The 14389-nt window shown below is 64.0% G+C and carries 11 protein-coding genes and 1 pseudogene; 8 read left to right on the top strand and 4 right to left on the bottom strand.

Features of this window, described 5'->3' with window-relative positions; genetic code table 11:
• Positions 1-66: 66 nt before the first annotated feature.
• The 3 genes from OG203_RS05335 to OG203_RS05325 are packed head-to-tail and all read right to left on the bottom strand — an operon-like array spanning position 67 to position 2755.
• Positions 67-435: a hypothetical protein gene (locus OG203_RS05335; RefSeq protein ID WP_405164538.1), complete on the bottom strand. Its 369-nt coding sequence runs from the start codon at positions 433-435 to the stop codon at positions 67-69.
• Positions 432-2477 (bottom strand): hypothetical protein, encoded by a 2046-nt coding sequence (locus tag OG203_RS05330; RefSeq protein ID WP_405164537.1) that lies wholly within the window; start codon positions 2475-2477, stop codon positions 432-434. The genes OG203_RS05335 and OG203_RS05330 overlap by 4 nt, the downstream gene beginning before the upstream one ends.
• Complete coding sequence (locus OG203_RS05325) at positions 2474-2755, bottom strand: hypothetical protein (RefSeq protein ID WP_405164536.1); 282 nt, start codon at positions 2753-2755, stop codon at positions 2474-2476. Before OG203_RS05325 ends, OG203_RS05330 begins: the two co-directional genes overlap by 4 nt.
• Positions 2756-3114: 359 nt before the next feature.
• Between OG203_RS05325 and OG203_RS05320 the strand changes: the two genes are divergently transcribed.
• From OG203_RS05320 to OG203_RS05310, 3 genes and pseudogenes are all read left to right on the top strand, one after another.
• Entirely contained in the window at positions 3115-4131 is a 1017-nt protein-coding gene (locus tag OG203_RS05320) for a nucleoside hydrolase (protein WP_405164535.1), read from the top strand.
• A 317-nt stretch (positions 4132-4448) separates the two neighbouring features.
• A pseudogene (locus OG203_RS05315) lies at positions 4449-6734 on the top strand (MMPL family transporter); the annotation flags it as partial.
• 78 nt (positions 6735-6812) lie between these two features.
• Complete coding sequence (locus OG203_RS05310) at positions 6813-7616, top strand: collagen binding domain-containing protein (protein ID WP_405167774.1); 804 nt, start codon at positions 6813-6815, stop codon at positions 7614-7616.
• A gap of 4 nt (positions 7617-7620) precedes the next feature.
• Here OG203_RS05310 and rph read toward each other — a convergent pair whose 3' ends face one another.
• Positions 7621-10221: a rifamycin-inactivating phosphotransferase gene (rph, locus tag OG203_RS05305; RefSeq protein ID WP_405164534.1), complete on the bottom strand. Its 2601-nt coding sequence runs from the start codon at positions 10219-10221 to the stop codon at positions 7621-7623.
• Between the two features lie 486 nt (positions 10222-10707).
• On the opposite strand from rph, the gene OG203_RS05300 reads away from it, so the two are divergent.
• From OG203_RS05300 to OG203_RS05280, 5 genes are all read left to right on the top strand, one after another.
• Complete coding sequence (locus OG203_RS05300; protein WP_405164533.1) at positions 10708-11640, top strand: LysR family transcriptional regulator; 933 nt, start codon at positions 10708-10710, stop codon at positions 11638-11640.
• A gap of 151 nt (positions 11641-11791) precedes the next feature.
• The gene (locus OG203_RS05295; RefSeq protein WP_405164532.1) at positions 11792-12430 is read left to right on the top strand and encodes a response regulator transcription factor; all 639 of its coding nucleotides are present in this window, start codon (positions 11792-11794) and stop codon (positions 12428-12430) included.
• Between the two features lie 173 nt (positions 12431-12603).
• The gene (locus OG203_RS05290; protein WP_405164531.1) at positions 12604-13269 is read left to right on the top strand and encodes a 7-cyano-7-deazaguanine synthase; all 666 of its coding nucleotides are present in this window, start codon (positions 12604-12606) and stop codon (positions 13267-13269) included.
• Positions 13270-13274: 5 nt separating this feature from the next.
• Positions 13275-13640, top strand: a complete 366-nt coding sequence (gene queD / locus OG203_RS05285) for a 6-carboxytetrahydropterin synthase QueD (RefSeq protein WP_405164530.1) — start codon at positions 13275-13277, stop codon at positions 13638-13640.
• Positions 13637-14389 (top strand): 7-carboxy-7-deazaguanine synthase QueE, encoded by a 753-nt coding sequence (locus OG203_RS05280; RefSeq protein ID WP_405164529.1) that lies wholly within the window; start codon positions 13637-13639, stop codon positions 14387-14389. Before queD ends, OG203_RS05280 begins: the two co-directional genes overlap by 4 nt.

The raw sequence follows: 14389 nt of genomic DNA, 5'->3' as shown, positions 1-14389 counted from the left end.
GCTGGCACTTCGGCTGCACACCGCTCGGATCCGGCCGCACCTGGCGAATCCTCGCTTGATGCACTGCTAGGCCAGCCAGGATTTCGGTTGACCGTAACCCCCGGCTTCGTCCTCGTCGGTCCAGTCGGAGGGGAGGACGTAGACGTCTCTGCCGCGTTTCGACGCCGGTGCGCGCGGAACCGTTGGGGCCGTTGCCGGTTCGACGGACTCGCGCACGATTCGGTCGTGTTCCTCCCGCGCCTCCCGAGCCGTTCGCTCCGCCAGAGTCTCCGGCTGATCCTGATCCTGCCGGTTCAGCTCGCGGCGCAGCTCATCGAACAACTCGGTTCCGCTGCGCGTCGTCTGCGCGTCGGTATCGAGAAACCGGGTGAGAACTGTGCGCGAAGCCGAGGTGTATTCGGCGAGGATTCGGTCCATTTCGGCCGCGTAGTTCATTTCTGATCACCCATCTCGATCTCGATCCGCACACCGTCGTTTCGTAAGGAAGCCACAGCTGCTGGATCAGCTTGTGGCGCTGTGAACGAGGCGGTTTCGATCGGTAATTCGCTGTGCCTTTCGGCAACCGCTGTATCAGCGACCAACGGCCCCGCCTGCGCGAGTACAGGTTCCGGCGAGGATTCGAGCACATTCCCGATCGGATCGGGAGGAACATTCCACAGCGGCTGTGGTGGCACGATTCCACTCGATTTACGGTCGTGGTCCGTCGCCCCGTTCCCTCCGGACGCACCGCTCATCGGGGAACCGCTTTGCATCGGTGCCGCAGCCGGTTGCGAGCTGGCGGCGAGCGAAGTGGGCGGAGCGTCCGTCCTCGTGCTCGGTGTCGTCGGTCTCGCTGGAGTTCCCGGATCATTAGTCGGAGTTCCGGAATCATGGGGCGTGCCGATCGCTGTGGATGGCGTCGTCTTCGCGTTCTCGGTGGTGAAGACCGGAGCGCCGTCTTTGAATCCCATCGAGTATTGCCGGGTCTTACCGTCGTGATCAGTGACCGTCGCCTTGATAGTTCCGTCGGCGGCTTGGGTCAGCGCCACGTTGTCGCCACCCAGGTTCACGTTTGCCAAGGCCTTCGCTGCGGACGGCGCATTGGTGCTCGTAACCGGTAAACCGGCGGCGGTCTCGGTGGTGTTGTTCTTGGTGTCGGGGTTGAGCCCGCTCAGTCCTTGTTTTATCGCGGTGTCGAGCTGGCTGATGCCTTGCTGTACCGATTGTCCGACCTGACTGGCCATGCTTGTCAGTGTCTGCAGCGGATTCAGTGGGGTTGCGGTCGTCGGCGACTGTGTCAGCGTGGGAGTTGTTGTCGGCGTTGGTGTTTGCGTCGTGGGCGGACGGGCATCAGTGCTGGCCGTTGTGGTCTGTGCCGGCGAAGTCGGCTGCGGTGCCGTCGGCTGCTGTTTCGGCGAAGTCGGCTGTGGTGCTGGCGAAGTCGGTTGCTGTGTCGTCGGCTGATCTTTGGGCTTGGGAAACGGTGTCTGGTCGTGGTTGTCCAGCAGATCCGTTACCGGCTGATACGCCTGTTTGATGTAGTGATCGGCCAGCGCGCACTGGTGAATGAAAGCGGTGAACGCCTCACGCACCGCCGGCGCGAAATGGTTGGTCAACCAATCTTTGATCGCCGCTTGCAGTTTCGGGTATTTGCTGCTGTCCCCGTAGCCGCCGCCGAAGTGCAGCTGCTCGTCCGCGATTTTCGGCGCGTCGCTCAGTTGAAGGGACCAGTAGCCTTCCTTCGCCACGGTGATCATGGTGCTCACCGGATCCTCGGTACCCGCAAGACGCATGGCATGACCGGCCACCGGGCACTGCGGAGTGTTGAACCCCGCGACGAAATTCGCCTTGTCCTGGACGATCTTCAGGAGCACCGCCGGTAGCCCGTTCAGTGCGCTCGTGACCGATTGCAGGTATTGGTTCTGCTGGTCAGCGTGCGCGGCAAAACCGGCAAGATGATCCTGCGCGGCCGAGCCCGCCTGACCCTGCCAGACTTCGGGCACGGCGTTGGCCACGCCGGCCAGGTCGGCCTTGATCGTGTCGGTGCTCAGGTGATTGTCGGTTCCGGTGGAGGCCTTCTGCAGCGCATCGGCCAGAGTGGTCAAACTGGTGAGGTCCATACCCCGCTGCTGGTCGTACCACTTGCCGTCCAGGCGGCGCATCTCGGCATCCGGATCCTTTGTGGCGTCGATAGTCTCGCCACCGATCACCGCGCCGTCAACGTTCAACGGCGCCACCGCGATACTGTCGAAGCCCGGTAGCTTCAGGACATCCCACACCCTGTGGTAGCGCACCAGCGCCAGGTGGAACCATTCCAATCCCGGGGCAGCCTGATTCAACACATCGTTGACATTGGTAGCCGTGAGGTTCGGTTTCTGGTTCCAAATCTCTTGGGTGAAGACGTTTTTGCCGTCTTCCTTGAAGAAACGCTCGAGATCCTTCTGCGCCTTGGTCAGGCCGTCCTGATAAGTCCGCTCGTACTGCCCGGGATTCGTCATGCGTTGCCCAACTCGCTTGCGGTCGCGTCGATCTGGGCCCGCCGCTGTTCATCCGTGGCGACGTGCGCGGTGACCGCCTGGTGCAGCGCTGCCGCCGTCGCGCCCGAAGCCTGTGACCACGAATGCAACATGCTGACGATCCCGTCAACCCCGGTCGCGAGCTTGCGTCCCTGCTCCTGATAATCCTGTCCGGTATGCGCCGAATCGAATCCGGCGTTCGCGATCCCCGTCGCATGAGCGCGCGTCGCATCGGCCGCTGGCTCGATCGTGCGGGCCATAGCCAGCACTGATTCCGGGACGAAACGCATTACCCCTCCCCATCTTCCGAACTCACCCGCTAACTGGCCCCACCGCGGGTAGAACGCCAGGCACGATCATGACAGATACCACGGCAAGTCGCCAGCGGGTGCCCCAATACTTGCGACGCCATTGTCCTGCATGCCATTCCAGACGGGGGACGTCGCCCGGAAATGCGCCGAGACCGTAGCCAATCTCCAACCAGCCACGCCAACCGCAACCTTTTTGTTCGAAATGTCCATATTCACTACAAGATTGCGCGGATCGAACGGAAGCTCGACTCACCCGCCTGGGGTACAAATTGAGCCCGTCGAATTCAAGCCCATGAAAGGACAGGTCAGTGACCGGCGAACCCTACGGATCCGCGAACCCGCAGGTCGACGCGGCTCGGGCCGGGAGCCTCGATGAACTGCGGAACAAATACGAGTGGTATCCGGAGCCTTGGTCGGGACCTCTGATTCTTGACACTGATGTTGGTGGCGAACCCGACGATGCCCTCGCCCTCGGTGTGGCTGCCGGGATGCCAAGCCTGATGTTGGTGGTCACCAGCGACGAACATGGCGGTCGGCGCGCTCGTTTCGCGAGGTACCTGCTGGACCTACTCGGGCGCTCTGATGTGCCCGTAGTCGCGGGTGTTGACCTCGGCAACGAACACCGTTGGGCCGCAGAAGAGTTGGTACCCGACCATATTCCAGCCCAACCGACCGATCTCACTGCCGCAGTCTCTCAGGTGCTCGAACAGCACAGCGGTCAGATCAGCTGGGTCGTCCTTGGCTCGATGTCGAACATTGCAGCCGTTCTCGCGGCAGATCCGACCATCGGTGAGCGGCTCATTATTACCGTGCAGGAAGGCGCACACAGGTATTCGACCGACCATGCCCAACAGAACTTCGCGCTGGACCTACCCGCGGCCCGTAAGGTTCTCGCCGCGGGCATCGGTCCGTGGATTGTGCCGGGCGAGGTGTCCTTCCACCTCAGCAATGAGCTCGATGCGGAATCGAGGGAGTACCGGGTCCTTCGATCGCAGGACCCCGCACACATTCTGATCAGTGATCACATCGATCAATGGTTCGAGGACTTCAGCCCCAGTGCTACCTTGCACGGCCCCTTGACCCTTGCGCTCGGAGTGGGTATGCCGTTTCTCGCTGCCGCGCCGGCCAGCGTCGGTGTGGATGAAGTCGGCCGGATCGGCCCTGGGAATGAACCGGTGTTCGTTGTCCGCAGCGTCAACTATCGTCACTACCGCCCTTGGCTTGTCCATCGGTTGGAGATGATGGAATCTGTTCTCGCTCATCACCCAACGGCCGACCAGGTGGGTGGTCAGCCTGGGCGAACTCGCCGCGCCGGGAGTGCGTGACGCGCGGGCGAATTCGGCTGAATGTGGCGAGACGCTTGGTGCATTGACGAGCTGGTGCAGCAGCAGCCCTGGTGGCTGCGCGTGGTGGGGTTGGGTCGGGCGTAGCGAGCCGACGGCGGGGTTGATTGACCGTGCGGTAGGCTCTCGCAACTAGAGGTTGCTCCTCCGGTTAGGGTCTTCTATCGATCTTCACTCCTACCGTGCGGTAGGTAGATAGAGGTTTCGGGGGAGCTGTTCGCAGGCAACGCGGGCCGCGAAGGTGCTGTATACGGGCCCTGATCTCAGCACAATCCGGTTACCTCTAGGAGAGCTCATTCGTGTCCGTATACCTGTATCGGTGGGGCAAGTTCGCCTTTCGTCGCAAATGGATAGTGCTGCCGGTGTGGCTGGTTGTCCTCGGTGTGCTCGGCACCGCGGGCGGCTTGCTGAGCAAGCCGATGAGCGACGAGTTCAGCATGCCGTCGCTGCCGTCGGAGCGCGCCACCGAGATCCTGGACAAGCAGTTCCCTGGCATGTCCGATCAGTTCAGTATCGGCGCGGTCAGCGGTGCCTATGTGATCAAGGCGCCCGACGGTACGAAGCTGACCGACAAGAGCAACAGCGCTGCCATCGACGCGCTGATCGCCGACCTGAAGGCGCTGTCGGTCGACGAAGGCAAGCACAAGCTCGTCACGGAAAAGGTTGCGGCGGCGCTGAAGAACCCGGTCGACGCGACCAAGGCGATGGGCTGCCTGACCGCCGCCGACCCGGCCGTGTGCTCCGGCGCGCCGCTCAATGTGCTGAGCAAGGACGCCCCTGACACCGTCGCGGTGCTCTCGGTGCCGTTCGATATCGCCTCGCCGATGGACATCAGCGATGAAGAACGGCACGCCGCCTACGACGTGGCCGCCCCGGCCCGCGCCCAGGGATTGACCGTCGAACTCGGCGGAGCCATCGCGCAGAAACAGCAGCAGCCGAGCGGCCACGCCGAGATGATCGGCATGGGCGTGGCATTGGTTGTCATGGTGATCGCGTTCGGCGCCATCGTGGCGGCGTTCGTGCCGATCATCACGGCCATCGTCGGCCTGAGTGCCGCCATGTTGGTGATCTCGCTGAGCACCTCGATCATCGAGGTCCCGAGCTTCACGACATTCCTGGCGTCGATGATCGGCATCGCGCTGTCCATCGACTACGCGCTGTTCATCGTCTCCCGCTACAAACACGAACTGCGGGTCGCGGACAGTCCCGAGGAAGCCGCAGGCATCTCGGTCGGCACCGCGGGATCCGCGGTGGTGTTCGCCGGTCTCACCGTCATCGTCGCTCTCGGTGCGCTGAGCATCGTCGGAGTAAACTTCCTGACCTTCATGGGATTAGGTGGCGCTGTCGCGGCATTCTTCGCCGTACTCACCGCGATCACCCTGATGCCCGCGCTGCTCGGCGCCTTCGGCCGCTTCCTGTTCAAGCCGAAGCTGCCGCTGGTCGCGCGGCACGACCCGGAAGACGACACCTCCGTCACCAACGGCATGCGGGTGGGCCGCCTGATCGGCAAACGACCATGGGTCGCACTGGCTTTCGCCGTGGTCGCATTGGCCGTATTGGCTACTCCGGCACTGAAACTGCAGTTGGGTCTGCCGGGTGAGGACAGCCTGCCGACCGACTCAACGGCCAGGCAGGCCTACGACATCCGGACGGCGGGCTTCGGCGAAGGCCGCAACGGCATCCTGACCGTGGCCGCCGATCTGGCGAATGTGCCGGAGGCTGAGCGCAAAACGGCGGTTACCGCGCTGCACGACCGGCTCGCCGCGTTCCCGGAGATGGATTACGTCACCACACCGCAGTTCAGTGCGAACGGGCTCGGCGTCATGCTCAACGGTGTGCCGCGATCGGGGCCGAACAATCAGGCAACCAAGGACCTCGTGCGCGATGCCCGCGCGGCCGAAGGCGAACTGACCGAGCGGTACGGCATCGAATACGGAATCACCGGCACCACCGCCATTTACGCCGATATGGACCACGTCCTGCTCGGCAAGATCGTCCCGTATCTGGCGATTGTGGCCGGTGCGGCCTTCGTCCTCTTGATCCTGGTATTCCGGTCCATCCTGGTCCCGCTCACCGCGGCCCTCGGCTTCCTACTCTCCATGGCGGCCACCTTCGGCGCCACCGTATTGATCTTCCAGGAAGGCACCTTCGGCCTGATCGCCGATCCGCAGCCGATCATCAGCTTCCTACCGATCATGTTGATCGGGTTGGTGTTCGGACTGGCCATGGACTACCAGGTGTTCCTGGTGACCCGCATGCGCGAGGAATACGTGCACGGCAAGTCGCCGAGGGACGCGATGATCTCCGGCTACCACCACGGCGCCCGGGTGGTCACCTCGGCGGCGATCATCATGATCTCGGTGTTCGGCTCCTTCCTGCTCGAAAGCGATGCCACCGCAAAGTCGATGGGCTTCGCGCTGGCCGCCGGTGTCGCCATCGACGCCTTCGTGGTGCGCATGGTGCTGGTCCCGGCACTGCTGGTGATCATGGGCAAGCGGTCCTGGTGGATACCGAAGTGGCTCGACCACATCGTGCCTGACATCGATGTCGAGGGCACGAAGCTGCGCGAGCTGCGGCAGCTCGAGCACGCAGCGCCGGAGCTGGCGCTCGCCGCAGCCGATGTCTCACACACGAACAGCATTGCGGCACAACAGTTGCCGGACGTGGCGACCGAACGGGCCGTCGCTTCGACAGGTGGCCGGACGATCGGTGGCCGGATCTGCCGTGACAACGGGCAGCCGGTGCCGGACGCGGTGCTGACACTGATCGACCAACGCGGACATCAGGTTTCGCGGGCGACCGGCGACGGCGCTGGCGGCTACGTCATCGAGTCGCCCGCGCCGGGCAGCCATGTCTTGATCGTCTCGGCGAACGGGCATCAACCGGCCGCGGTGAACGTCGCCGCCGTGGACGGCGCGCAGCATATCGACATCACGCTGCAGGGTAACGGCGAGTTGTCGGGTGTGGTGCGCACGGCCGCGCGCGAGCCGGTGGCCGGAGCCACGGTCACCGTGACCGACCTGGGTGGTGCGGTGGTCGGTGCCGCGGTCACCGCGACCGACGGCGCTTACGCCTGCACGGGTGTGCTGGCCGGAACCTACACGGTGGTGACGGTCGCCGCGCGAATGCGGCCTGCCGCAACGACATTGACCGTGCCGGACAGCGGCCGGTTCCGTTTCGACGTCGAGCTGGCGCCGATGGCCACCGTGTGGGGAACGGTGCGTGCCGACGGCCGAGCGGTGCAGGACGCTCGCGTCACCGTGCTCGACCGGTCCGGTGCGACCGTCGGTACCGCCCGCACCGACGAGGACGGCCGCTACGCGGTGGCCGACCTGCCCGACGGTGAGTACACCGTCGTTGTTCGCGGGTATCCGCTGGTGACCGGTCAGGTGACCATCACAGGCAGCCAAGTCGACCACGACGTACGCCTTGCCTTCGACGCCGACGAATACGCTGAACTGTCATGAGTTTTCACGACAGGACCTCGACGTATCCGTCCGTGCCGTTGACTCGGATGCGCTGCCCGTCGCGGATCAGCTCGGTGGCATGCTCCACGCCGACGACGGCGGGCAGTCCGTACTCGCGGGCGATCACCGCGCCGTGCGTCATCAGGCCGCCGACTTCGGTCACCAGACCCTTGATCGCGACGAACAGCGGGGTCCAGCTCGGATCGGTGTAGGCGGTGACCAGGATGTCGCCCGCTTCGAGATCGGCCTGCGCGATATCGGACACGACGCGGGCGCGACCTTCGATCGTCCCGGCGGACACCGCCATACCGGGCAGCGCACCCGTCGGCAGGTCCTCGCGCCGATACGCCCCGGTGAGGGTCTCGCCGTCGGAGGTGAGCACCCGCGGCGGGGTGAGCGCCTGATACGCGCGGAACGCGTCCTTGCGCTCGTCGATGAGTTCCGCACTCGCACTTCGCGTTCGGACCACCTCGCTCAGCTCGTCGAATCTCAGGTAGAAGATGTCTTCCCGCTCGCGAAGAACACCGGCCGCCACCAGACGTTCGGCCTCCTGCAGTAGGGCCTGCTTGTAGACGAAGTAGCGGCTGACCATCCGGTACTTCGGATACTCCCGATACCCGGAGAACATGCGGACGCGATCGATCATCCGCTCGGTCTCGTCGGCTTTCTGCTCCCCGTCCGGCAGAGCGCGCAAGCGTTGCAGGAGTTGTTCTTTCGTCTGCTCGGCGTCGCGTCGGCCGTCCTCGAAGCGCTGCCTGCCCGCCCCGGGCCCGAAGTTCTTGATATTGCCGAGCATTGTCGGCACGAGTGTGCTCGGGCTTTCGCTCCAGCGTGGTCTGGTGATGTCGATCTCGCCCGCGCAGCGCATCCCATACTTGTCGAGGAAGCCCTCGATCGCGGCGCGCGCCTCGTGGCCGCCCTGGTATTCGGCCAGCTTGTCCAGGAAATCGTCCCTCGTCGGCCCCGCATGCTCGACCTGCCGCAGATAGGCGACCACGTCCGGATGCGGGCGGATCGCATCGGCGACGTCGAGCAGTGCCAAGCCCATCTCCGACGTCACGTTCCCCGGCACCGACTGGGTGAGCCGGTCGGCGGCGTTCTTCTCGCCGAGCCATTCCCGCAGCCGATCGTTGAGCCAGAACGAGGCGTCCATCGCGGCCGTGATCACCTGTAAACCGCGCGGCGCGAACAGGACTCGCTGCAGTTCCTTGATGTCGGTATGGATGAAGTCGAGCAGATCCGGTCCGGACTTGGTCCTGATGTCGCGTTTCAATGCGGCGAAGGAGGCCTCGCTCGCCGCGATCAGCTCGGTGACGATGTCGGGATCGGTCTCGATCGGCGCGGGTGCCGCGGGTGGTGCGGCGACGGAATTCTCTTGTGGCACTTGACGAACGAAGTCGCGGTCGATCACGGTGCGCAGTGCGTCCCCGATCAGGGGATCGGACTTGCCGAGTGCCTCGGCAAGTCCGTTGCTGGTTGTCGGCGACGACAGCGCCTTGGTGACATCCACGAACAACCGCCCGCCCGCGTGACGCATCGGCCCTCGGCTCGTGAACTGCCACAGCGAGATTCCGAGCGGCTTCATCGCGTCGGTCATCATCTGCTGATGGCCGACCGAAACGTAGACGTGATTATCCTCGTCGGCCGCAACGGGAATCGGGAACAGTGTGGTGATCGGCCTGCTCTGCACGATGCGGATGTCGTCGCCGTCGAGGCACCATTCGATATCCTGCGGGCTGCCGAAATGTGCTTCGATGCGGCGGCCGAGCCGCGCGAGCCGCAGCACCTCGGCATCGGCGAGCACCGGCTCGTTGCGGCGCTCCTCGGCGATCTCCTGTACCTGCGTTCCGCCGGTCGGCGCGGGCTCGACGGCGAGTTTCTTGGTGGCGATCGACCTGCTGATGATGGTGCCGTCGCGAACCTGGTAGACGTCGGCGTTCACGAGTCCGGAAACGAGGGCCTCGCCGAGGCCGAAACCGGCGTCGATGGAAACGATCGTCCGGTCGGAGGTGACGGGGTCTGCGGTGACCAGGATGCCGGAGGCGCGCGGGAACACCATCCGCTGCACGACCACCGCCATCCGAATCGCCCTGTGGCCGAAACCATTTCGCAGGCGATAGGTGACGGCGCGTTCGGTGAACAGTGAGCCGAAGCACCGGCTGACGTGTTCGAGGATCGCCGCGGCTCCCACGATGTTCAGATAGGTGTCCTGCTGGCCCGCGAAGGACGCGGTCGGCAGATCCTCGGCGGTCGCACTGGATCGGACAGCGTAGGCGCCATCCGCACCGAGCCGGGCGTGCGCGTCGATGATCTCGGCCGCGACCTCATCGGGAATGGCGAGCTCTTCGATCGTGCGCCGAATCTGCGCGCTCAGCACGCTGATCGCTGCCCGATCGTCCGGTTCGAGGCGCGACAGTTCGTCGAACCGATCCTCGATCGACGGCGCGCCCGCCACGATCCGCGCGTAGGACTCCGTCGTCACGCAGAAGCCGTCCGGCACCTCGACACCATCGATACGCGACAGCTCACCCAGATTCGCCCCCTTGCCGCCGACGATCGCGACCTGAGTCCGGTCGATCTCCCCGAAGCCGAGCACATAGGCCATCCCGCTACTCCTCACCTGGTGGTTTCGGCATTTCGCGAGCGATTATGGACCACAAATCAGCGTCTCATGAGGCCCCGGAATCGTGTGTAAAGTAGAAGAGGGAAGCACCGCAGTATCTCGAACGATCCAAGCCCCTCCGCACAAGGTCGACGGTGGCGCGTGTCGGGGGCGAGCAGACCGAGGGCGCGGGCGTGGCCGACGCGCCAATTCCAGAATCCCTTGCGAGCAGCGGATCAGCATCGCTGTCGACGGCTGGGTCGCCGACCGTAGCGTGCGCTCGGCCTGTCGGAGCGAAGACTCCGCGCGTCCACCCGGAACGGACACCACCGGGCAGGTCGAAGAGCGAGGCTTTCGGCCGGCTGGACACCGGAGAATTTCCATGTAGCACATCGCCAAACGAGCTGACCCCGTCCAGAGCTGGATTTCCCGTAGGGTTTTATTGGTGGTCGACTACTCGAGCGTCGTCTGTTGCCCGGTGCACGTGTTATGGATATAGAGGAGGCGGTAACCGGCGTCAGGCTGCGCAACTTCGATCTCAATTTGTTGATCCCGTTGCACGCGTTACTGATGGAACGCAGTGTCACCAGGGCGGCCGAGCGGATGTTGATCGGCCAACCGGCGATGAGCGCGTCACTGAGCCGGCTACGGCACGTGTTCAACGACCCGCTACTTGTCCGAATCGGCCGCCGGATGGAGCTGACGCCACTGGCGGAATCGCTGCTACCGGAGCTCGACGATCTGCTGGCCGGACTCAGGTCACTGCTCGGCACCGGAGCGCATTTCGAACCGGCGAGCGACCATCGGGTGTTCACCATCGTCGCCAGCGACTACGTGATCGCGGTACTGCTCAGGCCGCTGATCCGCGAACTCGGTGTCGATACGCCGAACGTCCGGATCAGAATCGTGTCACTGGGGCCAGACATGGTCGACCAGTTGCGCAGGAATCGATTCGACCTGTTGATCTGGCCGCCCGGCCTGCCGTTCGAAGAGTTGTCGGCCTTTCCGAACATGACGCTGTTCACCGACGAGTTCGTCGCGGTGGTGGACGAGCATCATCCAGAGGTCGGCTCGGAACTGCCCACCGCGCAGTTGTCGGCGCTGCCGTACATCCGCGTCGGCGGCCCGAGCGTCACGGTGATCGACGCCTACCTGGACGAGCGCAGCGTGCACCGGCAGGTGGCCGTCACCACGGAATCCTTTCTCAGCGGGGCGATCCTGGTGCCTGGCACCCGATTGGTGCTGATCATGCAGCGGCGACTGTTCGAACAGTTCGGCCGGGCCATCGGGCTGCGGGCGGCGCGGCTGGAGCCCGGGTACCCGCCGCTGATCGAGGCGATGTATTGGCATCCGGGGCACACGATCGACCCGAGCCACCGGTGGCTACGAGAACGCGTCCAGCGTCTGGCCGCGAACCTGTAAGCCTTCGTGATCGAAGGTGGGGTGCCTGGCCGCGGCCATCGTTGCCGTCGATGCCCCCCATCATCGATGCGTAACTTCTGCATAACCGAGCCGCCTCGTAATCTGTTGTCGGATAGGTAATTTGATGGGCACCATCACGAATTGAGAATTCATGTCGACACCCGATGTCGTTGTGACGGTGTACGACGATGACCCACTGTCGCGCGCGGGCGTCGTTGCGCTGCTCGAGCGGCGGCGTGACACGGTTGTGCTGCTCGATCCCGGTGCGGTTGATGATCACCGAGACGGGAATGTCGGTCTTGTCGTCGTCGACCTATTGGACGAATTCGCACTCGCCAGGCTGCGGAAACTGGTCATCGATACCGACCGAAGACTCGTGCTGGTGACCGGCGAATTGGACGAAGCCCAGGTGCAGTTGGTCATCGATGCCGGAGTGCAGAGCGTGATCTGGCGGCACCAGGTGACCGCCGAGCGGTTGGCGAAGGCGGTGGAGACGGCGTCACGGGGGGAGGGGCATATTCCCGGAGATCTCCTGGTCAAGGTGCTGGCCCAACTGCGAAGAATACGCCGCGACAGCGCCGATAAATCGGCCGAGACCGCCGGGCCGACCAGGCGCGAGCTCGCCGTATTGGAACTGCTCGCGGACGGACTCGACACCAAGGAAATCGCGGAACAGTTGTCCTACTCCGAACGCACGGTCAAAGGTGTGCTGCACGAGTTGACGACGCGGTTGCGGCTGCGGAACAGGGCGCACGCCGTCGCCTTCGCGGTCAGGGAAGGCTACATATGAGCCGGCCTGCGATTGCCCGAAAAGACTGTCCGGCTGGACGTTTCGCTACCCGGCCCACATCCGACAGGATGGGAACCAGCGCAGCCTGACGAGGGCGATCGACATCGGCTGCGAAATCGTGATCGACATGTGGAGAGTCGCACGGCGGCCTCTCATTATGAATGGATTTCGAGATGCCGAAGTCGGTTGTGTTGTTCTCTGGCGGCGTCGAGTCGACAGTGCTCGCGTATCAACTGCAAAGCCAGGGACAGGATCTGCACCTGCTGGCAATCGATTATGGGCAGCGTCATCGGAACGAGCATGCGTTCGCGCTCGGCACCGCCGAACGGCTCGACGCTTCGTTCGACGAACTCGATGTGCGTGGCATCGGCGCGCTGCTGCCGGGGAATTCGCTGACCGATCAGCGGGTCGACGTAACCGATTATGAAGCCGCACCGCTCGGTGTGGCGCACGTGGTACCGAACCGCAATGCGGTGCTCCTGGCCATCGCGGTCGCGAGAGCCGTTGTGGTGCAGGCGGATCGAGTGGTTATCGGCTCGATCGCCGGCGACGCGCGCACCGGGGATTGCTCGAAGGATTTCATTGCCGCGTTCAACGCGATGGAGCGTGTTGTCACGGCGGACTTTCCCGAGCAGATCGCCGTTGTGGCACCGCTGATCGGTATGGAGAAGTTCGAGGTGATCCGTCTCGGTGAGTCATTGGGGATTCCGTGGGACGAGACCTGGAGTTGTTTTCGGGGCGGTGACGCACAGTGCGGCACGTGCGCGACCTGCTACGACCGCCGCTCCGCCTTTCGTAAAGCAGGAGTGGATGACCCCACTCTTTACCTGAAGGACTGATCGCAATGTTACGTATCACCAAGGACTTCCAGTTCTCGGCGAGTCACCGGCTCGATCACCTGCCTGCCGACCACCAGTGCGCGCGATTGCACGGGCACAACTACGTCGTTCAGTTGGAACTGTCCGCGGCCTCGCCGGACGACCTCAACGAGGCCGGTTTCGTGCGTGACTACGGTGATCTGTCGGATTTCAAGAAGTGGATCGACGCGGAGATCGACCACCGGCACCTGAACGACGTTGTGCCCGACCGGAATCCGTCGGCGGAGAACCTGGCCGTGTGGATCTACGAGATCTGGTCGGCGCGCTTCGCCGAGATCAGTGCCGTTCGGGTATCGGAGACACCGAAGACCTGGGCGGAGTATCGGCCGTGACTGATCGGGCGGTGCTCGAGAAGGGCGAAAAGCGTTCGGACCGTGCGCTTGTCGTCAACGAGATCTTCGGTCCGACCGTGCAGGGCGAGGGGCCGTCGGCGGGCAGGCGGTGCGGATTCCTGCGGCTCGGCGGCTGCAACCTCTCGTGTCACTGGTGCGACACTCCGTATACCTGGGACTGGCGCGGCGTCAGCGATGCCGGGGCGGCGTTCGACCCGCACAAGGAATTGGTGGTGCGTTCGATCGAGGACGTGCTCGCGGAGCTGCTCGCTATGCGGGTGCCGCTCGTGGTGGTCAGCGGCGGTGAGCCGATGGCGCAGCAGGACAGGCTGATTCCGCTGCTGCGCGAGCTGTCGGTGCGCGGTGTCGCGGTGGAGATCGAGACGAACGGCACGGTCGTCCCGTCCGACGCCGTGCGCGAACTGGGCGTGCGATTCAACGTGTCGCCCAAACTGAACCACTCCGGCGATCCTCGGCATCGGCGGATAAAGCCGGCCGCATTACGGAAGCTCGGCGAAACACCGGGTGTTGCATTCAAATTCGTGTGCCAATCGCTCGACGATTTGGCAGAGGTGGCCGCATTACGCGACGAAATCGGTCTCGAGAATATCTGGATCATGCCAGAAGGAAAGACTCAACAGCAGATCGTGGACAACATGCGGACGATCGCCGACGAGACGGTGCGGCGCGGGTGGAATCTGACCACCCGGCTACACATTCTCGCCTGGGGCGACAAACGAGGAGTATAG

Source organism: Nocardia sp. NBC_01499 (genome assembly GCF_045040275.1).
Classification (GTDB): Bacteria; Actinomycetota; Actinomycetes; order Mycobacteriales; family Mycobacteriaceae; genus Nocardia.
The sequence above is the reverse complement of the archived record's forward strand: the minus strand, read 5'-3'. Positions and strand labels throughout refer to the sequence as shown.

Coding starts and splice junctions, on each gene's coding strand:
- OG203_RS05335 (WP_405164538.1), bottom strand. CDS start 435: ATGAACTACGCGGCCGAAATGGACCGAATCCTCGCCGAATACACCTCG.
- OG203_RS05295 (WP_405164532.1), top strand. CDS start 11,792: ATGTCGACACCCGATGTCGTTGTGACGGTGTACGACGATGACCCACTG.
- OG203_RS05290 (WP_405164531.1), top strand. CDS start 12,604: ATGCCGAAGTCGGTTGTGTTGTTCTCTGGCGGCGTCGAGTCGACAGTG.
- queD (WP_405164530.1), top strand. CDS start 13,275: ATGTTACGTATCACCAAGGACTTCCAGTTCTCGGCGAGTCACCGGCTC.
- OG203_RS05300 (WP_405164533.1), top strand. CDS start 10,708: ATGGATATAGAGGAGGCGGTAACCGGCGTCAGGCTGCGCAACTTCGAT.
- OG203_RS05330 (WP_405164537.1), bottom strand. CDS start 2,477: ATGACGAATCCCGGGCAGTACGAGCGGACTTATCAGGACGGCCTGACC.
- rph (WP_405164534.1), bottom strand. CDS start 10,221: ATGGCCTATGTGCTCGGCTTCGGGGAGATCGACCGGACTCAGGTCGCG.
- OG203_RS05325 (WP_405164536.1), bottom strand. CDS start 2,755: ATGGCCCGCACGATCGAGCCAGCGGCCGATGCGACGCGCGCTCATGCG.